Source organism: Phytoactinopolyspora endophytica, assembly GCF_004138495.1.
Taxonomy (GTDB): Bacteria; Actinomycetota; Actinomycetes; order Jiangellales; family Jiangellaceae; genus Phytoactinopolyspora; species Phytoactinopolyspora endophytica.
Map to the genome: position 1 here is coordinate 82,996 of NZ_ML142870.1, position 18,351 is coordinate 101,346.

General features: G+C 68.7%; 22 protein-coding genes and 1 pseudogene. 12 read left to right on the plus strand and 11 right to left on the minus strand.

What is annotated here, in order from left to right; translation table 11 throughout:
- A pseudogene (locus tag ELR45_RS43080) lies at positions 1–167 on the minus strand (GTP-binding protein); the annotation flags it as partial.
- A complete protein-coding gene (locus ELR45_RS29830) occupies positions 164–580 on the minus strand; it encodes a MerR family transcriptional regulator (protein ID WP_129669534.1) in 417 nt (138 codons plus the stop codon). The gene ELR45_RS29830 and the pseudogene ELR45_RS43080, both read right to left, overlap by 4 nt.
- A gap of 138 nt (positions 581–718) precedes the next feature.
- On the opposite strand from ELR45_RS29830, the gene ELR45_RS29835 reads away from it, so the two are divergent.
- Positions 719–925 (plus strand): DUF2795 domain-containing protein, encoded by a 207-nt coding sequence (locus ELR45_RS29835; protein WP_129669535.1) that lies wholly within the window; start codon positions 719–721, stop codon positions 923–925.
- A 33-nt stretch (positions 926–958) separates the two neighbouring features.
- Here ELR45_RS29835 and ELR45_RS29840 read toward each other — a convergent pair whose 3' ends face one another.
- The gene (locus ELR45_RS29840; RefSeq protein WP_129669536.1) at positions 959–1,474 is read right to left on the minus strand and encodes a GNAT family N-acetyltransferase; all 516 of its coding nucleotides are present in this window, start codon (positions 1,472–1,474) and stop codon (positions 959–961) included.
- 101 nt (positions 1,475–1,575) lie between these two features.
- Between ELR45_RS29840 and ELR45_RS29845 the strand changes: the two genes are divergently transcribed.
- The 5 genes from ELR45_RS29845 to ELR45_RS29865 all read left to right on the plus strand — a co-directional run bounded on the left by ELR45_RS29845 (position 1,576) and on the right by ELR45_RS29865 (position 6,425).
- Positions 1,576–2,490 carry a LysR family transcriptional regulator gene (locus ELR45_RS29845; RefSeq protein ID WP_129669537.1) on the plus strand — a complete coding sequence of 305 codons (915 nt, stop codon included), beginning with the start codon at positions 1,576–1,578 and terminating at the stop codon, positions 2,488–2,490.
- A gap of 163 nt (positions 2,491–2,653) precedes the next feature.
- Positions 2,654–3,478 carry a DUF3100 domain-containing protein gene (locus ELR45_RS29850; RefSeq protein WP_129669538.1) on the plus strand — a complete coding sequence of 275 codons (825 nt, stop codon included), beginning with the start codon at positions 2,654–2,656 and terminating at the stop codon, positions 3,476–3,478.
- A complete protein-coding gene (locus ELR45_RS29855) occupies positions 3,475–3,969 on the plus strand; it encodes a hypothetical protein (protein WP_129669539.1) in 495 nt (164 codons plus the stop codon). Before ELR45_RS29850 ends, ELR45_RS29855 begins: the two co-directional genes overlap by 4 nt.
- A gap of 45 nt (positions 3,970–4,014) precedes the next feature.
- Positions 4,015–4,869: an NAD(P)-dependent oxidoreductase gene (locus ELR45_RS29860; protein WP_205857542.1), complete on the plus strand. Its 855-nt coding sequence runs from the start codon at positions 4,015–4,017 to the stop codon at positions 4,867–4,869.
- Positions 4,866–6,425 carry an aldehyde dehydrogenase family protein gene (locus ELR45_RS29865; RefSeq protein ID WP_129669541.1) on the plus strand — a complete coding sequence of 520 codons (1,560 nt, stop codon included), beginning with the start codon at positions 4,866–4,868 and terminating at the stop codon, positions 6,423–6,425. The genes ELR45_RS29860 and ELR45_RS29865 overlap by 4 nt, the downstream gene beginning before the upstream one ends.
- A 70-nt stretch (positions 6,426–6,495) precedes the next feature.
- Here the strand turns inward: ELR45_RS29865 and ELR45_RS29870 are convergent, their stop codons facing one another.
- Complete coding sequence (locus tag ELR45_RS29870) at positions 6,496–7,290, minus strand: CPBP family intramembrane glutamic endopeptidase (protein WP_205857543.1); 795 nt, start codon at positions 7,288–7,290, stop codon at positions 6,496–6,498.
- Between the two features lie 71 nt (positions 7,291–7,361).
- On the opposite strand from ELR45_RS29870, the gene ELR45_RS29875 reads away from it, so the two are divergent.
- The 4 genes from ELR45_RS29875 to ELR45_RS29890 all read left to right on the plus strand — a co-directional run bounded on the left by ELR45_RS29875 (position 7,362) and on the right by ELR45_RS29890 (position 8,866).
- Positions 7,362–7,805 (plus strand): NUDIX hydrolase, encoded by a 444-nt coding sequence (locus ELR45_RS29875; protein WP_129669542.1) that lies wholly within the window; start codon positions 7,362–7,364, stop codon positions 7,803–7,805.
- 136 nt (positions 7,806–7,941) lie between these two features.
- Positions 7,942–8,223, plus strand: coding sequence for a metal-sensitive transcriptional regulator (locus tag ELR45_RS29880; protein ID WP_129669543.1), 282 nt, complete (start codon positions 7,942–7,944; stop codon positions 8,221–8,223).
- A 67-nt stretch (positions 8,224–8,290) separates the two neighbouring features.
- Positions 8,291–8,503, plus strand: a complete 213-nt coding sequence (locus tag ELR45_RS29885; RefSeq protein ID WP_129669544.1) for a heavy-metal-associated domain-containing protein — start codon at positions 8,291–8,293, stop codon at positions 8,501–8,503.
- A 162-nt stretch (positions 8,504–8,665) separates the two neighbouring features.
- Positions 8,666–8,866 carry a hypothetical protein gene (locus ELR45_RS29890; RefSeq protein ID WP_129669545.1) on the plus strand — a complete coding sequence of 67 codons (201 nt, stop codon included), beginning with the start codon at positions 8,666–8,668 and terminating at the stop codon, positions 8,864–8,866.
- Between the two features lie 146 nt (positions 8,867–9,012).
- On the opposite strand, the gene ELR45_RS29895 is transcribed toward ELR45_RS29890, so the two are convergent.
- The 3 genes from ELR45_RS29895 to ELR45_RS29905 form a co-directional block, all read right to left on the minus strand.
- Positions 9,013–9,438 (minus strand): hypothetical protein, encoded by a 426-nt coding sequence (locus ELR45_RS29895; protein ID WP_129669546.1) that lies wholly within the window; start codon positions 9,436–9,438, stop codon positions 9,013–9,015.
- A gap of 88 nt (positions 9,439–9,526) precedes the next feature.
- Positions 9,527–10,846: a hypothetical protein gene (locus tag ELR45_RS29900; protein ID WP_129669547.1), complete on the minus strand. Its 1,320-nt coding sequence runs from the start codon at positions 10,844–10,846 to the stop codon at positions 9,527–9,529.
- A 107-nt stretch (positions 10,847–10,953) separates the two neighbouring features.
- Positions 10,954–11,697: an MOSC domain-containing protein gene (locus ELR45_RS29905; protein ID WP_165368228.1), complete on the minus strand. Its 744-nt coding sequence runs from the start codon at positions 11,695–11,697 to the stop codon at positions 10,954–10,956.
- Positions 11,698–11,779: 82 nt separating this feature from the next.
- Here ELR45_RS29905 and ELR45_RS29910 point away from each other — a divergent pair, with 82 nt between their 5' ends.
- Complete coding sequence (locus ELR45_RS29910) at positions 11,780–12,337, plus strand: methylated-DNA--[protein]-cysteine S-methyltransferase (protein WP_129669549.1); 558 nt, start codon at positions 11,780–11,782, stop codon at positions 12,335–12,337.
- 54 nt (positions 12,338–12,391) lie between these two features.
- Here ELR45_RS29910 and ELR45_RS29915 read toward each other — a convergent pair whose 3' ends face one another.
- From ELR45_RS29915 to ELR45_RS29930, 4 genes are all read right to left on the minus strand, one after another.
- Positions 12,392–12,991: an energy-coupling factor transporter transmembrane component T family protein gene (locus ELR45_RS29915; protein WP_129669550.1), complete on the minus strand. Its 600-nt coding sequence runs from the start codon at positions 12,989–12,991 to the stop codon at positions 12,392–12,394.
- Position 12,992: 1 nt separating this feature from the next.
- On the minus strand, positions 12,993–14,279 hold the full coding sequence (locus ELR45_RS29920; RefSeq protein ID WP_129669551.1) for a thiolase family protein: 1,287 nt from the start codon (positions 14,277–14,279) through the stop codon (positions 12,993–12,995).
- 211 nt (positions 14,280–14,490) lie between these two features.
- Complete coding sequence (locus ELR45_RS29925; protein ID WP_129669552.1) at positions 14,491–16,026, minus strand: AMP-binding protein; 1,536 nt, start codon at positions 16,024–16,026, stop codon at positions 14,491–14,493.
- 34 nt (positions 16,027–16,060) lie between these two features.
- The gene (locus tag ELR45_RS29930; protein WP_129669553.1) at positions 16,061–16,675 is read right to left on the minus strand and encodes a biotin transporter BioY; all 615 of its coding nucleotides are present in this window, start codon (positions 16,673–16,675) and stop codon (positions 16,061–16,063) included.
- 578 nt (positions 16,676–17,253) lie between these two features.
- Between ELR45_RS29930 and fdhA the strand changes: the two genes are divergently transcribed.
- Positions 17,254–18,351: formaldehyde dehydrogenase, glutathione-independent (gene fdhA / locus ELR45_RS29935; protein WP_240760232.1), on the plus strand; the 1,098-nt coding region annotated here is incomplete at its 3' end.

The window sequence follows — 18,351 nt, forward strand, 5'->3', positions numbered from 1 at the left end:
CCCGCCTTGCCATGCACGGCGCCCGCCTCGCCGATGACTCGAGCGTGCAGAGCGAGTGCCTCAGTCAGCGTCGACTTCCCGGCGTCCGGGTGGCTGATGACGGCGAACGTGCGGCGTCGCGAGGCCTCAGTGACGACTCCGCTCGCCGTGAGTGGGCCGGCCGTCATCGTGCGAGTCCCGCATAGCGTCGTTGCCGGGACAGTTCGCTGCGCAGGTCGGCCGCGAGAGCCTCGGCTGTCTCCAGCTGTGCGCGCAACGCGGCGCAACGTTCTTCCGCCGCGGCGCGATACATGCCCAGCCGGTCGATGATCACGCGACGATCCTCGTTCGTGTCGTCGCCGCCCTCCAGCCGGTCCAGGAGGGCGAGCAGGTCGCCCATCTCTTCCACCGAGAAGTCCAGCGTCTTCATCCGCTTGACCAGGTTGAGCCGCGCGACGTCGGGCTCGGTGTACAGGCGGAAGCCACCGGGTGTGCGCGCCGACGGCCGCACCAGCCCGACTTCCTCGTAGTAGCGGATCGTGCGCAGGGACAAGCCCACACGCTCAGCGACCTCACCGATCTGCATGTGCCGCAGGGACACGAGATGACCTTTCACGTACGACAACAAAAGACCAAGGTTACCCGCACGTGAAGAATCCGGTCGAATCAATGCTGCGACCGCGCCACTAGGTGGAGCCCGCCCACAATCTTCCCTGACGTTACGGTAGTGTATGAGGATGTGAACGTCACAAGACTGGAAATCGCCGACGCTGTCGAAGGCGCGTTCAGCACATCGCCCGCCAACAAGGCAGACATCCTCGCGCAGGCCACCGCCAACCACGCCCGGACCGAGCTCCTGGACACGTTGGGCCGGCTTCCGGAACGCGACTACCGGACCTTGCGAGACCTCTGGCCGCACCTCGCCGGCGTGCCGGTCGGCGACTGATCCCCCGTCGCCCTGGATCTTTCGAGGGGGCGGTCAGAGCTCGCGGAACGGCTTGGCGTAGCTGAACTCCCCACGGATCCAAGGATCGTACGCGGAGAGGGTGCGCGCCTGGAAATGCGCACGCCACTCCGGGTCCGGGGGAAGAATGCCGTATTCGCTCGCGGGCCGGAACCCGAACCGCGGGTAGTAGTCCGTATGCCCGAGGAGCACTACCACGGGCTCATCGAGCGCATCGGCGGCGCCCAGAATCGCGTGCATCAGGGCACCCCCGACGCCCTGCCCCTGGTAGGCCGGCAGCACGCCCAAGGGCCCCAGACCCAGTGCGGGATGATCGTCGATGGCCGCCCGGGTACAGACCACGTGGCCCACGACGTCCTCGCCGTCCAGCGCGACGAGTGACAGCGACGGGATCCATCCGTCGTCGGCCCTAAGCGCGTCGACGAGGCCGGCCTCCACCGGCGCACCGGCCCGGTGTGGGTCGGCGAACGCCGCGGTGTGCACGGCTCGGATGGGCTCGACATCGGCAACGGTCTCGCGTCGGATCAGCACCGGGACAGCATTTCAGGTCGCACCTGGGCGCTTCTACGGATTTTCCGCGCCCGGATCATCCGAGGCCATGAATCCGTCACCGCTCGCCGTATCCTGCGGCCATGGCTCCCGACGACCGGACGCTGCGCTACTACCGGACCGTATACGCGACCGGCTCCATCCGAGCAGCCGCCCGGCAGTTGGGCATGGCTCCGTCGGCAGTAAGCCGCAAGATCGCCGAGCTCGAGCGCAGGCTCGACACCGCTCTTCTCGAGCGCAGCGCGCGTGGAATCCGGCCCACCCAGGCCGGCGACCTGTTGGCCCGGTTCGCGGACGACCGTGCCCACCTCGAGGAGCTGCTCCACGAGGAGTTGGAACAGCTAGCCGGGCTTCGCCGTGGCCGAGTCCGGATCGCCGCCGGAGAAGGTTTCATCGACGACCTCGTCACACATGGCCTGAACGGCTTCCTTCAGGACTATCCCGGCATCTCGGCGGAACTGACCGTCGGCGGCACGGACGAGATCTGCGATCTCCTCCGCAACGACGACGTCGACCTGGGCCTGGTCTTGCACGCCAGACCGCACCACGATCTGACCGTCGTCGCGCAGGCCCCGCAGCCCTTGTACCTGATCTGCCGGCCGGACCATCCGCTGGCAGGACAACCGCGCGTGGCCCCTGGCGACCTCGACGGGCAGCCGGCCACCGTGCTCCCGCCGCGGTTCGGCATCCGGACCCTGACCGATCAGCTGGAGCGAATGCACGGTGTCTCGCTCGATGTTCGTCTGGTCAGCGGGTCCATCCAGGCGATGGCCGACTTCGTACTCGCCGGAGCCGGAATCACCTTGCTTCCGCGATTCGCCGTCGGGCGTCATGTCGACCGGGGCCGGCTTCGGGCGGTTCCGGTGCCCGCATACGAGCCCGGGACGGTGCGCGCGCAACTGCTCGTCCGCCGCGGGCGCACGCCCTCGCACGGGACCTCACGGTTGCTCGACTATTGCGCCGACCGGCTCTCGTCGCTGCAGAGCCCGGCTCAGTAAGCGTCACCGCATGGCAGGTGTTGCCTTTTCGGCAACGCCCTAATGCCGGAGTTGACGTCTTGTGCAACGGTCGCACTCTTCCGTACCGTCCTGCCACAGCGCGCAGAGCTGCGCACCCGCCCGGCCACATCAAACCCGCTGGTCTTGGCCCGAGGAGGCTGGAATGCACGTGCTTATCGATGCCGTGAAACTATGGCGGCTTCACCTCGCCGTGGCGGTGATCGCGATCGTCGCACAGCTCATCGGCATCCGACAGATCTCGCTCGGCAACGGCGCCATCCTGTTCCTGCCGCTGCTCTACGCCTTCCTTATCGGTGTGCTCCTCAATCCGAACGTGATGGCCAAGGCGGCGGTCTTCATCCGGCAGCGCGAGGTGCGTGCGGCGTCGCCGCTGATCGTCGTCGCGATCATGCCGTTCATCGCCAAGTTCGGCACCACGATCGGGCCAGCCGTCGAAGACCTCGTCGACGCCGGGCCGGCCCTCCTGCTGCAGGAGATCGGCAACCTCGGCACTGTCGCGCTGGCCTTCCCGATCGCCGTCTGGGTTTTACGCATGGGCCGCGAGTCGATCGGAGCCACATTCTCCGTCGCCCGAGAGCCCAACATCGCCATCATCGCCGACCGGTACGGGCTGAAGAGTCCGGAAGGCACCGGCGTCATGGGCGTGTACGTCGTCGGCACGCTGTTCGGCACCCTCATCTTCGCCGTGATGGCGTCCATGCTGGCCACTTTCGACCTTCTCGATCCGCAGGCGCTCGCCATGGCGTGCGGCGTCGGCAGCGGCTCGATGATGGCCTCATGCACCGGAGCGCTCAGCGAGGCGCTCCCTGAGATGAGCGACACGATCGTGGCGATGGCCGGCGCCAGCAACCTGCTCACCTACGCGACCGGCATGTACCTCGGCCTCTTCGTCGCCTTGCCGTTTGTGGAATGGCTGTACAGCAAGGCCCGCCCCGCCAACCCGGTTTCCAAGGAGGCACCAGCATGAGCGCAGACAACGCCGCCGAGATCGGCGTGCGCCCGGCCCGGGAGAAGATCGCCCTCCTGCCCCACTTCCGCGACCTGGTGCTGATCAGCGTCATCGGATGGGCGCTCCAGCTGATCGCCACCGACATGTCTCCGATTGCCGCGCTCGGCGGCATGGCCGGCCTCTACGCGATTTGCGCGGGCGGTCTGGTGCTCGCCAGGTTCGCGCCGTTCTACCTGCCCAGTGTCGCGTGGATCTCATTGCTCGGGATCGCAGCGACGGTCCCTTTCGTTCCGTGGGACCAGGCAGTGCTCGGCGTCGTCGAGGAAATAGATTTCCTCGCTCTGAGCGTGCCGTGCCTCGCGTACGCCGGCCTGGCGGTCAGCCGTGACGAGGTCACCATCGCCAAACGCACCGGCTGGAAGCTCGCGGTGATCGCCGTCTTCGTGCTCGCGGGCACATACCTGGGCTCGGCCGTCATCGCCGACCTCGTTCTCCGGATCACCGACTGACCAGGCACGCCACCGTACCGCCCGACACGAGGAGCACACCGCATCATGCCTGACACCGTCGCCGTCGTCGGCCTCGGCAACATGGGCGCCGGAATCGCCCGAACACTGGCAAGGGCCGGCTACCACGTCCTCGGGGTCGATCCGTCGCCCGACGCGCCTGCCCGGATCGGGGCTGACCTGCCCGTGGTCGATCTCCACCAGGCCCTGCGCCGAGCGGCAACCCTCGTGCTCTCCCTCCCCGGCTCACCCCAGGTCGAGAAGGTACTGCTGGGAACCGGTGGACTCACCGACACGGACGTCCCCCATCGCCTCGTCATCGACACCTCCACCAGCGATCCGCTCTCCAGCCGGAGGATCGCCCAGCGGCTCGCCGACGGTGGCAACAGTTACGTCGATGCGCCGGTGAGTGGCGGCCCGTCGGGGGCGGCACAGGGCACGCTCACGATGTTCCTCGGCGGGGAGGACGACGCAGTGGCCGAGGCGAAGGGCGTCCTGGACGTCATCGCGGCGCACGTCGTCCGTGTCGGCGGTCCCGGCGCCGGCCATGTCGCCAAGCTGATCAACAACTTGCTCTGCGCCACCCACCTGCAGATCGCGGGGGAAGCGCTTCGCATCGCCCGTGCCGCAGGGCTGGACCCGGAACGGGTAGTGGGCGCCGTCAACGCCGCTTCCGGCCGGAGCGCGGTGACCGAAGTCAACCTGGCCCGATGGGTCTTGCCGGGCACGTTCGACTCCGGCTTCACACTCGGCCTGATGGCCCGCGACGTCGCGCTGGCCACCGAGGTCGCACGCGCGCTTCAGGTGGACACCCCGCTGGTCGAGGATGTCAGCCAGACGTGGCAGGAGACGCGCGACCGGCTCGGAGCGGATGCGGACTTCAACAGGATGGCGCAAGCATGAACAGATCCGACGTGACCGACGAGGTGATCCGCGGTTCCGACCTGGTTACCGGGATCTGGGCCGGCTGGTTCGGGCCGGAGCAGCCGGTGGCCAGCTTCATCGGCGACGATCTCCACCCGGGCGACGGCACTACCGTCGACCTCGAGGATCCCGCGACCGGAACGCCGCTGCTCTCCTACCCGGATGGAGGGGCCGCGGCAGCGGCAGAGGCGGTCCAGGCCGCCGAGTCCGGCGCGGCCGCGTGGCAGGGGTTGACCGCATCCGAACGTGGGCGCCTGCTGTGGATGCTCGGCCAGCGCATACGCGAGGCGGCCGGCGAGCTCAGCCGGCTGGAGGCGGTCGTCGCCGGAAAGCCTCTGGGCGACGCAAGCACCGAGGTCGCCAAGGTCGCCGAGATGTTCGAGTACTACGCGGGCTGGGCGGACAAGCAGCACGGCGAGGTCATCCCGGTCCCGACGTCGCACCTGAACTACACCCGGCGCGAGCCATACGGTGTGGTCGCGGCGATCACACCCTGGAACGCACCGATCTTCACCGCGGGCTGGCAGCTGGCACCGGCGCTCGCGGCCGGAAACGCGATGGTGCTCAAACCGTCCGAGCTGACGCCGCTGACATCAGTGGCGCTGGCCAAGCTCGCCATCGACGCGGGCATCCCGCCCGGCACAGTCACCGTCCTAGCCGGGCTGGGCGCCACCACCGGCCAGGCGCTCGTCACCCACCCGTCCGTCGGCAAGGTGGTGTTCGTCGGATCGCCGCAGACCGGGCGCCACATCGCGGTCGCTGCCGCGGAGAAGTTGACCCCGTGCGTACTGGAGCTCGGCGGAAAGTCCGCCAACGTGGTGTTCGCCGACGCCCAACTCGACCGTGCGGTCGGCGGCGCGGCGGCCGCCGTCTTCGCCGGCGGTGGCCAGAGCTGTGTCGCCGGTTCCCGGCTGCTGGTGCAGCGCGGTGTGTACGACGAGGTGGTCGATCGGCTGGGTCGGCTGGCTGAACGTATCCGGCTGGGGCACCCGCTCGACGCCAGCACGCAGGTCGGGCCGCTACAGAACCGGGCCCAGCTCTCCCGGGTCCGGGAGCTCGTGGATCATGCGGTCGCCGCGGATGGCGGCGGCACGCTCATCACCGGTGGACGGGCAGGCCATCCCGACGACACGCTCGATGGCGGGTTCTTCTACCAGCCCACAGTGCTCGGCAGCGTCACGAACCAGGCGACGATCGCGCGCCAGGAGGTCTTCGGCCCCGTCGTGGTGGCGATCCCGTTCGACGACGAGGACGAGGCGGTCGAGATCGCCAACGACTCGGAGTTCGGTCTGGCCGGCGCCGTGTGGACGCAGGACGTGGGCCGGGCTCATCGGGTGGCGGCGCGGCTACGGGCGGGTACCGTGTGGATCAACAGCTATAAGACGATCAGCGTCATGTCGCCGTTCGGTGGGTTCAAGGACAGCGGATACGGCCGCTCCAGCGGCCTGGACGGGTTGCTGGAGTACAGCCAGCCGAAGTCGGTCTGGACCGAGACCGCACGGGATCCGTCGCTGCCTTTCGGCTACGGCGGATAACCTCCGGCTCGACCATGTCAACGGGCGCTCGTCGTGCCGGCTCGCCTGATCGCGTCCACGAGCGCCACCGTCATGGCAGGTCGAGAACGTCTTCGAACAGCTCGTAGCCGACGAAGGAGACGACGTCGAGCAGCGTGTGCGCGACGACGAGCGGCATCACCCGTCTCGTCCGGTAGTACCACCATCCGAACAGCACCCCCATCGCGACGTTGCCCAGCGCCATGCCGTAGCCCTGGTAGAGGTGGTACGAGCCGCGCAGCAGCGCGCTGGCCGCGATCGCGGCCGGAATCTGCCACCCGAGCTGGCGCAGCCGCTCCATCAGGTAACCGACGGCGACGACCTCTTCCAGCAACGCGTTCTTCAGCGCGGACAGGATGAGCACCGGCACCGTCCACCAGTATTGCTCAAGCCCGCTCGCGGAGATGGAGACGTTCATGTTCAGCGCGAGGCCCACGAAGTACACGCCCAGTCCGGGGATGCCGACGACCACGGCGAGGCCGGCGCCGATGCTCAGATCACGCCAGGGCCGGCTGGCGTCGAGGCCGATCCGCCGCATGGCGGAACGTCCGGGCGAGGACAGCAGATAAAGCGCGAGCGCCACCGGCACCAGCGCGAAGCCCATGCGCAGCAGCTGGAATGTGAGGTCCAGGTACTCGTAGTCGCTCCTTGAGGTGTTCATCGAAGCGGTCTGGTCCGACAGCCGAGTGTCCTCCACCAGCTGTTCCACTAGCCGCTCGACCAGCCGCACGACCGCGAAGACGCCGGACTGTCCCAAGGAGAGTCCCAGGACGATCCACACCTCGATGCCCAGCCGTCGTCTGGACCGGGCGTCCGTCGGCCTCTCTTCGGCGGATTCTGTCACCACCCTTCGAGGGTAGTGCGGCGTGCAGCACCGCCGGTCGTCGGAGATGATGGAGGCATGGTGAGGAACGACCTATGAGCGACGCAAGCGACGGTACCGTCCGAGCGGCTGGAGGTGTCGCCTGGCGCGTCGGCGACGACGTGCAGATCGTCGTCGTTCACCGCCCGAAGTACGACGACTGGTCGCTGCCGAAGGGCAAGCTCGATCCTGGAGAGACCTGGGAAGAGGCCGCGGTCCGGGAAGTACTTGAAGAGACCGGCCTGACGGTCGAGCTCGGCCGCTTCCTCGACGAGGTTCACTACATCGACCGGAGTTCCAAGAAGTACCCGCAGGGCCGCCCGAAGGTGGTCCGCTATTGGGAGATGTCCGCGCTCGGGGGCACGTTCGTCGCGCACAAGGAAATCGACGCCATCCGATGGGTGTCGCCTCACGCCTCGCTGAGCGTGCTCAGCCATGACCTCGACCGCCGCATCGTCCGCCGGTTCGTCGACCTCACATCCCGTTCCATGCCCACCTAGGAACGCACCGCGCGAACGGCTCGCCCGCGCCCACGCCACGAACCGTGGTGAAGACGGGCGGACGCGACCCCGACGGGATTACCCTGGGGGGGTACAGTGTTATGCAGGGCGCTACCGCCGTACTCGGAAGGATGCCATGGCCAGCAACAGCGATTCCAAAGACAAACACCTCATGCGGTTGCGGCGGATCGAAGGACAGGTCAGAGGACTTCAGCGGATGGTCGATGAGGACCAGTACTGCATCGACATCCTGACCCAGGTCACCGCGGCCACCCGTGCGCTCCAGTCGTTCTCGCTGGAGCTTCTCGACAAGCACATCGCCACCTGTGTGGTCGACGCCGCCCGAGCCGGCGGTGAGGAGTCCGACGAGAAGGTCCGGGAAGCCCAAGAGGCCATCGCCCGCCTCGTCCGCTCCTGACGTGTCGTCCAACGGCGACACCCGGTCATCAGGACCGCCACACCCCGCAACAAGGAAGGAATGCACTATGAGCAACACCGCCACGTACAAGGTCACCGGCATGACGTGCGGGCACTGCGCCTCCGCGGTTACGTCGGAGGTCTCGAAGCTCGACGGCGTCTCCGACGTGCAGGTCGATCTCGGCTCCGGTGATGTCACCGTCACCAGCTCCGCTCCGCTGGACGCCGACAAGGTCCGTGCGGCTGTCGACGAGGCCGGCTACGAGCTCGCGGCGGCCTGATGGGCCGTCTCCGGGCGTGAAAGAGACGTGGCCCGGACGCACCATGTGAGTGTCCGACGGCATTCGACTGGCGATCAAGGGAGAGATCGCGTCATACTTATGCGCTCACAACCGTCTACATGCGGGACAACGGAGTCGCGCGCCTCCTCGAGGAGGTACGCCATGAGTAATGACCGGCGCCTCGACATCGAGTTCGCTTACACCAGTTTCCAGGATTCGTGCCGGGATCTCTTCTCCCTGCACTACCGCTGCCGACGGCCGCTGGGCCACCACGGGGTGCACGCGGCCGGCTTCGGTGAGCACCGGGTGCGCTGGACGCACCATCAGGACCACGACCTCGACACCCCGCTTCCGACGCACTGAGCCGGAAACCGCGACCTCACCAAAGGTCTCGGCGCGCCCAGGTGTGTTTCGTGGCCGGATCCGCTCCGGCTGCGGGCCGGCGCCCCGGGGCACGAAGCGTGCCCCTGACTCGTCCGTGTCCCGGGCTGCCCGGTTGTCGACGTGCGTCACGGCGCGGCGCGGCGCAACCCCAAAGCTTGCGCCGTCGCGAACCCGGCCACGACGACGGCCTGCGCCAGGATCCACGCGATCCCGATGCCTTGCGGGTCGAACCAGCCCGAGAAGGCGACGACCAAGCTGTCGACCACCCACAGGGCGTTGAGCACGATCACCGCCCTGACCGCTCCGCGACCCAACCTCGGTCGCATCGACATCACGACCAGCGCCGCCCCGTACACGACGAGGAACGCGCCGATGGGAACCAGGAGGGCCGTGGAAAGGCCCAGCCGGTCGCCGATCGCGCCCGCGGCGACCACGTACGCCAAGCCGTTGAGCGCGGACACAGCGCCGTCGATTTCCAGGGCCCAGCGCAGCAGCGGTGTCTCTCGTATGCGCACAGCGCTGGTGGCTGGACTGAACGTTCCCGTGGCCATGGCGACCATCTCCTTCGGTGTCTCGGTGATGAGGACACCGTCACCTTGGCCGCGAAACCACTGCCATCTGCAGACATGGCACTGCCAACTACTGCCAGTCGCGGGATCTCAGGTCCGCCGCGACCACCCGCGTCGCCGCATTCTGCCAGTTGTACAGAGTCCGCTCCGGGACGTAACGGCGGAACCAGTCGAAGGCGCGGCGCGAGGTCTCGTCAAGCCCGCTCAGGTCCGGCTGCCGCCGGTACGGCCGAAGACCCGTCACGTACGGAAAGAAGAGGGCGTTGTAATGGCGCCACTCCTCACTCGTCCCGAACTCCTGGTCCGGAGGCTTCAGCCGGTCGATGCATTCGAGGAGCATCGCCTTGAGCTCGATAGCCCGGTCGAGCGAGTGGTCCGCGCGGTCGCGCTCGACCAGCCGCTTGTCGATGGCCGGGAGGTCGGTCAACGGGTTTGCCAACAACTTTCCCAGGTCGCCGTAGTGCCGTAGGGCCGCACGGACCAGCCTGGCGAAGTCGTCGTCGGTCAGCTCCGCCAGCTGCTGATGCTCGCTGCGCCGGGGTAAGGCGTCGGCGGCATCGCGCAGCTGCGCGCGTTGGTCGCGCACGTCCGAGGCGCCGGCGAAGACAAGCCGGTCGATCATCGCCTGCAGCGGGCTGGCCAGGGTGACCACCGCGATGGCGGCCCCGACGACCCCGAAGGCCAGCGGCCGCAGCACGTCCGCGTCCGCCGTGCCGAGCGCCACCAGCCCGAACTGCGCGCCGAAGACCAACGCGACCAGGACGGCGCCCGCCGCGGATCGGCGAAGGTCCGCGGCCAGCGTCTCACCGGTCTCGATCGCGTTCGAAGCCGCGACGACGATCCCGAGGACGACGAGGTCTACGCCGACCGCCGCCACGACCAGCCCGTCCGGTAACCAGCCCAGCGGCATCAGCAACGCCGCGACGCCCAAGCCGAAGAACAGGCTGGCGAGCAGGATCAGGCCATCCCGGACCCCGCTCCCGCGGCGTTCACGGACAACCATGACCAGCACCGCGAGCAGCGGCGCAAGCACGACGGCGGCGGTGATCGGCTGCCACCACCCGCCGACGACGGACGCCAGCACCAGTTCGACGGATCCCACTGGGACAACAACGGTCAGCCACAGCCGGTCGGCACGCACACGCCACGGATGGTCCAGCGGCAGCAGCGCGATCAGGACACCGGTCCAGATCAGGGCCGGCAGGCCCGCCAGCACCTCATGCGCGTGTGTCGGCACTTCGCCGTCGAACGGGGCGAAGGCCAGGGCCAGCGCGTAGACGGCCAAGCCCAGTCCGGTTCTGAGCATGACCGGACGCCTGGGGTCGCGGCCGAGCAGATACAACCCCAGCCACCAGGCGACGGCGAACGCGCCAACGGTCAGTCCAAGCACACCATGCAGAGTAGCCCGGTCACGCGGTCCTGTTTGATCACCGACCGGCACCCGAGCAAGGTGCGGCGACCAGATAGTGATCCTCCCGGCCGCTCAACCACGCGCGGCTAGGCAAGACGGACGGGGTCGCCTGTGGAGACATGTCCGGGCTGCTCAACGTCGCCGGAGACACCGCAGAAGATGTCATTGCCCTCCACACGGTCGCCGGAGAGCGCCTTGAGCACTGCGGCGTCGCGACCGCCTGCCGCGGGCTTGCTGTTGACGACGGCGCACCGGGGCAGCCGCTCATCGACGGTGATGACAGCGCCGCCGATCCGCAGCCGCGAGCCGACCCAGGTGTCCTCGACGAACGGGGGCGCATCGCCGGTGTCGACCACGACCGTGGGCCGGAAGCGGGCGCCGTCGTCGTCCGGGCGATCGATCCGCCGGGCCAGCTCGGCCAGCGACGACGTCGACACGAGGGACACCGAGCCGGCCCACACCACAGCACCCGGATCGGGAACGCGGCACAGCGTCACCGGGCGGTCCAGGTAACGGCTCACGACCTCGGACCACGGGCCGTCGACCGACACGAGCTTGACCTCGCGCTCCCAGTAGTAGCCGGTCATCGGCACGCCGTCCACCACTTTGCCCGTGGCGTCGCCTACCGGAGTCCGGATGGTCAGCACCGGCGGCTCCAAGGAAGCCCGGCACGCCATGAGGAGGTCGTTCTCCACTGTGCGGAGCACCCGTCCGCTGGCCGGGTCGACCAGGCAGAATACGCGGTCATAGACCGGGCCGTCGGCCGTCAGGTCCACATCCGGGAGAGCCGTGTGCGCCATCCCCTTCACCGGTGTCAGCCCAAGCCTCACGACATGCATCATGCGCTGCCTTCCACGACGACGTCACGGCCGGGCCCATCTTAGTGTCGGTGTCAGCGGGCAGAATGGCGGCATGGACAACGACGACGTCGCGGTCGCGAGCCTCGACACCCCGGTCGGCAGGCTGAGCGTCGCGGTCACCACGGTAGGCGTGACCATGGTGGGGTGGGCCGACCGAGACGAGGTCGCTACCCGCCTCACGTTGCCGATGGCCGACGACGAAGGACGCGTCGCGCCGGTGCTCGAGCAGCTCACCGAGTACTTCGATGGCGCGCGGCGTGACTTCGACCTGCCGTTGGACTGGAGGTACGTGTCCGGGACGCAGCGCACAGTCCTGCAGGCCCTGCACACCACCGTGCCCTACGGCAGCTCCGTGACATACGGCGAGCTCGCGAGCCGCAGCGGCACCTCGGTGCCGGCACGCGGCATCGGCTCGATCATGGGCTCCAACCCGATCCCGGTGATCGTCCCTTGCCATCGGGTGCTGTCCCACGATGGGCTCGGCGGGTACAGCGGCGGAGCGGGCGTCGAGGTCAAGCGATGGCTGCTCGCACTCGAGGGTGTACTCCCGCCTACCCTCGACTGGAGTCCGGACACCTGGGACACGTCGCCCGCCTCGCGTCCGCTCTGACCGCCCGTCCGCTGACCGTCGGTCCCTCGGGCAGAGCTCTCCCGCGGATCGCAGCTAATCGTCCATGCCGCGGGCCTGGAGCGCCTCGCCGAGCGTGTCCGCGTACCTGAGCACGCCGACCACCAGCGGCACGGCGAACGCTCGGATGCTGCGTTCCTGCCCACGGGCGCGCTGTGCGTCCCGTACCCGCTGGGCGATGTCGGCGACGACCGGGATGCTGCGGATCGCCAGGGACATCATCAACGCGATCCGTGCCGGATCCACGCCGATACGTCGCAACGGCGACAGGCCCTTCTCCATCGCGTCCATCAATGCCGTGGTCCGGGTGGTCAGCGTCACCAGCCCGGCGAGGGCGACGGCGAGCACGATCCGCGAGGTCAGCGACACTGCCGTCACCCAATCTGTGACCAGCAGCTGGACGGCGAGGATCACGAGCACGAACCACCGCAGCGGCCGGACCTGCGACCAAGCCTCGCGCGGCCGGACCCGCCCGACGGCGTACAGCACCGCTACGACAGCCACCGCGACACCGACGCTCAGCGGCGTCCGCACCCACAGCAGCCCGATGCACACGATCGCGAGGACCAGGAGCTTCACACCCGCCGGTAGCCGGTGCAGGGGCGATGAGCGAGCCACGTAGGCGCCGGTCAGCATCTCAGCGGACCACTTCGAACAAGGCCGCCACACCCAGGCCGCCGCCGACCGCGGCGGTCGCCAGTCCGAGCGTTCCGGCCGGCGCACCGCCCCGAACCAGCCTGCTGAACAGCCGGACCACGGTTACAGCGCCGGTGGCACCCCACGGGTGGCCGAGCGCGAGCGCGCCCCCGTCCGGGCAGACCGTCGTAACACCGTTGTGAGAGACGTCCGTGGTGGTGTCTCCCGGCACTCCAGGCGTCATGATGTCGCCAGGTGCTCCAGGCACAGAGAGAGGATCCAGTCCGAGCGCATCGGTCACGGCCAGGACTTGTCCGGCGAAAGCTTCGACGATCTCGACGACGGCGACATCGCGGATCTTCACACCCGCGGATCGCAGCACGCGTTCCACTGCGGGTACCGGACCCCACCCTGGCAGCCGGGGATCGCAGCCCACGATGGCACCGGACACCAACCGCAGCCCGGGCCGTCCCCCGCGCGCGTCCTCACCGATCACGCCGACAACCGCGGCGCCGTCGCTCACCGGGCACGAGTTCCCCGCCGTCACGCTGCCGCCGGGCACGAACGCCGCCGGCATCCGCGCGAGCACCGACTCCCGCAACGGTCGAGGCCGCTCGTCGTGGTCCAGCCTGCCGACCGGTACCAGCTCCGCATCGAACCGCCCGGCTTCCCTCGCCGCCAACGCCTTGGCATGGCTGGCCACGGCGTAGTCGTCCTGCCGATTCCGGCTGACACCGCAGGCCGCGGCGAGGGCGTCGGCGGCCGCGCCCATGTCCGGGTCGCCGAACTCCGGCGGGGTGAACGGCGCCCGCTGATACGGCACCGGCTGCGCGCCGTCGAACGCTGGGCGGAACGCGCGGATCGGCGCCGTCGATGCGCTCTCCGCCCCGCCGGCCAGGACGAGCGCGGCGTCGCCCGCACGTATCGCCTGCCCGGCCTGAAGGATCGCGGCGAGGCCGCTCCCGCACTGCCGGTCGATCGTGACACCCGGCACGGCGTCGCCCAGCCCGGCCGCCAAGGCGCTCACCCGAGCGATGTTGCCGCCCGGGCCCATGCAGTTGCCCAGCACCACGTCGTCGATCCGACCCGGCACCGCCGTCCACCGAACGTGTCGATCCGTCTGACCGCCAGCAGCGTCGCTGACCCTGGCAGTCACGTCCCCACCAAGGTCATCCATAACGGCTTCGAGCACCGGAGCCGCCAGCCGATCGACCGTGACCCCGGCCAGCGCCCGGCCGGCGGTGCCGATCGGCGTACGACGCGCCGCAACGACCACGGCCGACGTCATCGCCCGACGCTTCCGGGAGAGACATGAGCCACGTCTGTGCCCGGTCGGAACGAGCATGCGTTTCGGTCACCATGACGACCGCCATGCATGCTCTTACCGTGACCTCGGCGGATGAGCGCACCATGCAGCTTCTGTTCGCCCACCACGGGTCCGGTCATGGCGCTCACCGCACTGGCCGGGCGTTCAGCCACCACGGGTCCGGTCATGGCGCTCACCGCACTGGCCGGGCGTTCAGCGTGCCCGACGCCAAGCCCTCGCTGATAGCGGCCCGAGCAGGCTTGCCGACCGCCGTCCGCGGCATCCGGTCGATCTCGAACCAGCGCCGGGGGCGCTGCGCGAGCGACAGCTCCCGCCGTGCGACCGACTCCAGCAACGCCCTGGTCACCGGTGTGCCATCCATGCTCGTGTCGCCACCATCCGCGCCGTCGTTCTCCGCGTCGTCACCGGCCGCTCCCCTCTCGATGTCCGCGACCTCGACGACCGCCGTGACGACCGCACCGAGTTGCTCGTGCGGCATTCCCACGACGACGACGCCGGCAACTCCGGGTACCGCTGCCAGCACCGCCTCCACGTCCTCCGGCACGACGGTGGCGCCGCCGGTCAGGATGGCGCCGTCACCACGCCCGCGCAACTGGATCGAACCATGATCATGAACACTAACCGTGCTATATGAACGGTTAGTGTTCATGATCATGGGAGGTGGGAGTTCGGCGAGGTCGCCGACGGTGGCCCAGCCGTCATCGTCCCACCGGAACGGGCCGGTGGCACCGCCGAGATAGCCCTCGGCGACCCACGGCGAACGCACCCACACCTCGCCCAGCGTGGCCTCGTCGCCGGTCGGGCGGACGTCGATCTCCACCTCGTCGAACGGGCGCAGGCCCGCTCCGTCGGGATCCACGGCGACGAACGACAGCTCGACAGCCCCGTAGTACGCGACGACACCGACGCCGGCGGCGGCAGCCCGCTCGCGCAGGCCCGGCGGGAGTGCGGCTCCACTGACCAGCGCGGTTCGTGGCCGGTTCCTTCGCTGGCTCGCTTCTGGTCCCTGATCCTCGATCCAGGTCAACATCTGGTCGAGCATGTGCGGCACGGCGTGCACGACATCCACCTCGGACAAGACCTCGCGCACCGCCCGCGGCGACCAGCGCCCGGTGACGATCACCTCCGCGCCCGCGGCCAGCCCGTGCAGAGCTGCGAAGCAGAACAACGACGAGACCAGCGGCCCGGGAACCAGGACGGTGTCCGACCAGCTCAGACCGCTGAGTTTCTCCGCCGCCGGATACGATCCGATCCACGACTCACGGGTGCGCACGATCGCGCGTGGGCGGCCGGTGCTGCCCGAGCTGAACCCAGCCCACGCCAGGTCTTCCGGATGCGGCACGTACCTCTCCGGCGGCGGACGCCGTTCCTGCTCCGCCTCTGGGCGTGGGCGCTCCCGCACGTGGATCTCGGGGGCGACGGCGTCCAAGACGGCTGACCTCTGCTCCTGCGACCACGCGGAGTCGCATACCAGTGGCACCGCACCGATCGTGTCGGCGGCGAGGAGCACCGTGAGCATGTCCACCGGCTCGGCAACGTCGACCGCGACCAGCCCACCCGGCCGGGCGCCCCGCTCCAACAGGCCTACCGCGGCAGCGTCCACATCCGCCGCGAGCGAAGCATACGTGCAGGTCCGCGACGGCGAACGCAGCGCGAGACGATCTGGACGCTCCGCGGCACGGCTGCGGACCTGTTCAGCTACCGGCACCTCTGCTCCCGTCGGTGTGGGCGGGTCTTCTCACTCAAGACGACGAGTTCGACAGCCGTTGGCGCCGGGCAGCCGGGGACGCGTCAGGGTACGCGCGCTGGGCTCCGACGACGACGGCCGCGGCGGCGACGGACTTCATCGCGTCACCCGGCACGAACACCAACGACAGCGTGACCGTCTCCCCCAGCGGCACGCCGGTCACCAACGACTGCACCGGCACACCTATGACCAGGATCAACGTCGAACCGATCAGGCATCCTGCCAGCACCCAGTGCATGCCCGGACGACGGCCACCCCGTTCGACCAGCCATCCCACGACGAAGGCGCCCACGACCCAGGCGGCCAGGTATCCGACAGACGGCCCGGCGAACACGCCGAGACCGCCCCGGCCACCGGCGAGCAACGGCAGGCCGGTGGCGACCAGACCCAGGAACAACATCACCGTGAGCGCACCACGCCACGCCCCGAGAATCGCCCCGGCCAGCAGCACTCCGAGGGTCTGCAGCGTGATCGGCACCGAGTTTCCGAAGAGGTGGAACTGCCCGGGCATGCCGAGCACCGCGATCAGGGCGGCGAAGACCGCTACTCGGGCCATGTCCGCCGCGGGTAGCACACGCCGGGACGGTGTGCGGGAGTCGGACGTGTTCATCGGCAGTCCTCCAGGTCCGTCGGTCAGAGCCGTGAACCCGCCGACGTCCTTGTCTGACGGCTCGTCGCTTCAGATCTTATGGTGCGATCTCGGGAATGCCTCGTGGGATCTCACGAAGGCACACTCACACGATGACGGAACGGCACGCGGAGAAGCAGCCGCGATACGCACCAGCAATCGTGGCGGCTCTTGGAGAACTCCCACAAACGAAGGTCTTAACAGACCATTCCGTACATGCTGATTGACGGGCGTACCGAGCGGACTTAGGGTCAAAGTGTCCGCGATGGGCGGCTGTTTTCGCCCACCGAGACGTTCACCAGAGCGGGGCCCGCGATGACCACATCGCACCCGGGCAGGGTCCGCGCTAACCGGGCTTCTGCCGTGCCGTCCCACGTGCTGAACCGAGTGCGTCCGGTTCACCACGAGCCAGGCCATGCTCCGCGTGCGGCCAAGAGTGACGCGTCCCGCCTCCACCGCACGACGGGGAGGTGATGCCTTCAGATCGCACGACTCATCCCAGGACCCGAGAGGTCCTCATCGTGCCGGCACGCAGCCATTCAATGGAGAGGAGCATCGCTGTGCCTGGAAACAAGGCAGTCATCTACAGAGGTCCCGGCCATGTCGAGGTGGAGGAACTCGACTACCCGACGTTCGAGTTGAAGGACGGCCCGGGTGTGAACCCTGACAACGTCGGGCGTCAACTACCCCACGGCGCCATTCTGAAGGTCGTCGCGACGAACATCTGCGGCAGCGACCAGCACATGGTCCGCGGCCGCACCACCGCTCCCGAAGGGCTCGCCCTCGGTCACGAGATTACCGGTGAGGTCGTAGAGACCGGGCGGGACGTCGAGTACATCAAGACCGGCGACATCGTCTCGGTGCCGTTCAACATCGCATGCGGGCGATGCCGCAACTGTAAGGAGCGCAAGACCGGAATCTGCCTGAACGTCAACCCGGATCGGCCCGGTTCCGCCTACGGGTACGTCGACATGGGCGGCTGGGTAGGTGGCCAGGCCGAGTACGCCATGGTGCCCTACGCGGACTGGAACCTGTTGCGCTTCCCCGACCGTGACCAGGCCATGGCCAAGATCGTCGACCTCGCCATGCTCTCGGACATCTTCCCGACGGGCTTCCACGGCGCGGTGACCGCGGGTGTCGAGCCGGGCTCCACGGTGTACGTCGCCGGCGCGGGTCCGGTCGGGCTGGCAGCGGCGACGTCGTCGTTCCTGCTCGGTGCGGCCGTCGTCATCGTGGCCGATCTGAACACCGAGCGGTTGGAACAGGCGCGCAGCTTCGGCTGCGAGACGGTCGACGTCTCCAAGGGCGACCCGGCCGAGCAGATCGAGCAGATCCTCGGCGCACCCGTGGTCGACAGTGCCGTCGACGCGGTCGGCTTCGAGGCTCGCGGCCATGGCGAGCACGCGCAGGTGGAACGCCCTGCCACAGTCCTGAACACTGTCATGGGCATCACACGCGCCGGCGGCAAGGTCGGTATTCCCGGGCTATACGTCACCGGGGACCCGGGCGCCAGCGACGAGGCGGCCAAACACGGGTCGCTGTCCCTGGAGTTCGGGCTCGGCTGGGCGAAGTCGCTGGCGTTCACCACCGGGCAGTGCCCGGTCATGCATTACAACCAGCAGCTGATGATGGCGATCCTGCATGACCGGGTGAACATC

What these genes read in the sequence shown, in the direction of transcription:
- ELR45_RS29845 (WP_129669537.1), top strand. Translation starts at nt 1,576, where the DNA reads ATGGCTCCCGACGACCGGACGCTGCGCTACTACCGGACCGTATACGCG.
- ELR45_RS29850 (WP_129669538.1), top strand. Translation starts at nt 2,654, where the DNA reads ATGCACGTGCTTATCGATGCCGTGAAACTATGGCGGCTTCACCTCGCC.
- ELR45_RS29855 (WP_129669539.1), top strand. Translation starts at nt 3,475, where the DNA reads ATGAGCGCAGACAACGCCGCCGAGATCGGCGTGCGCCCGGCCCGGGAG.
- ELR45_RS29860 (WP_205857542.1), top strand. Translation starts at nt 4,015, where the DNA reads ATGCCTGACACCGTCGCCGTCGTCGGCCTCGGCAACATGGGCGCCGGA.
- ELR45_RS29865 (WP_129669541.1), top strand. Translation starts at nt 4,866, where the DNA reads ATGAACAGATCCGACGTGACCGACGAGGTGATCCGCGGTTCCGACCTG.
- ELR45_RS29875 (WP_129669542.1), top strand. Translation starts at nt 7,362, where the DNA reads ATGAGCGACGCAAGCGACGGTACCGTCCGAGCGGCTGGAGGTGTCGCC.
- ELR45_RS29880 (WP_129669543.1), top strand. Translation starts at nt 7,942, where the DNA reads ATGGCCAGCAACAGCGATTCCAAAGACAAACACCTCATGCGGTTGCGG.
- ELR45_RS29885 (WP_129669544.1), top strand. Translation starts at nt 8,291, where the DNA reads ATGAGCAACACCGCCACGTACAAGGTCACCGGCATGACGTGCGGGCAC.
- ELR45_RS29890 (WP_129669545.1), top strand. Translation starts at nt 8,666, where the DNA reads ATGAGTAATGACCGGCGCCTCGACATCGAGTTCGCTTACACCAGTTTC.
- ELR45_RS29895 (WP_129669546.1), bottom strand. Translation starts at nt 9,438, where the DNA reads ATGGCCACGGGAACGTTCAGTCCAGCCACCAGCGCTGTGCGCATACGA.
- ELR45_RS29910 (WP_129669549.1), top strand. Translation starts at nt 11,780, where the DNA reads ATGGACAACGACGACGTCGCGGTCGCGAGCCTCGACACCCCGGTCGGC.
- ELR45_RS29915 (WP_129669550.1), bottom strand. Translation starts at nt 12,991, where the DNA reads ATGCTGACCGGCGCCTACGTGGCTCGCTCATCGCCCCTGCACCGGCTA.
- ELR45_RS29920 (WP_129669551.1), bottom strand. Translation starts at nt 14,279, where the DNA reads ATGACGTCGGCCGTGGTCGTTGCGGCGCGTCGTACGCCGATCGGCACC.
- ELR45_RS29930 (WP_129669553.1), bottom strand. Translation starts at nt 16,675, where the DNA reads ATGAACACGTCCGACTCCCGCACACCGTCCCGGCGTGTGCTACCCGCG.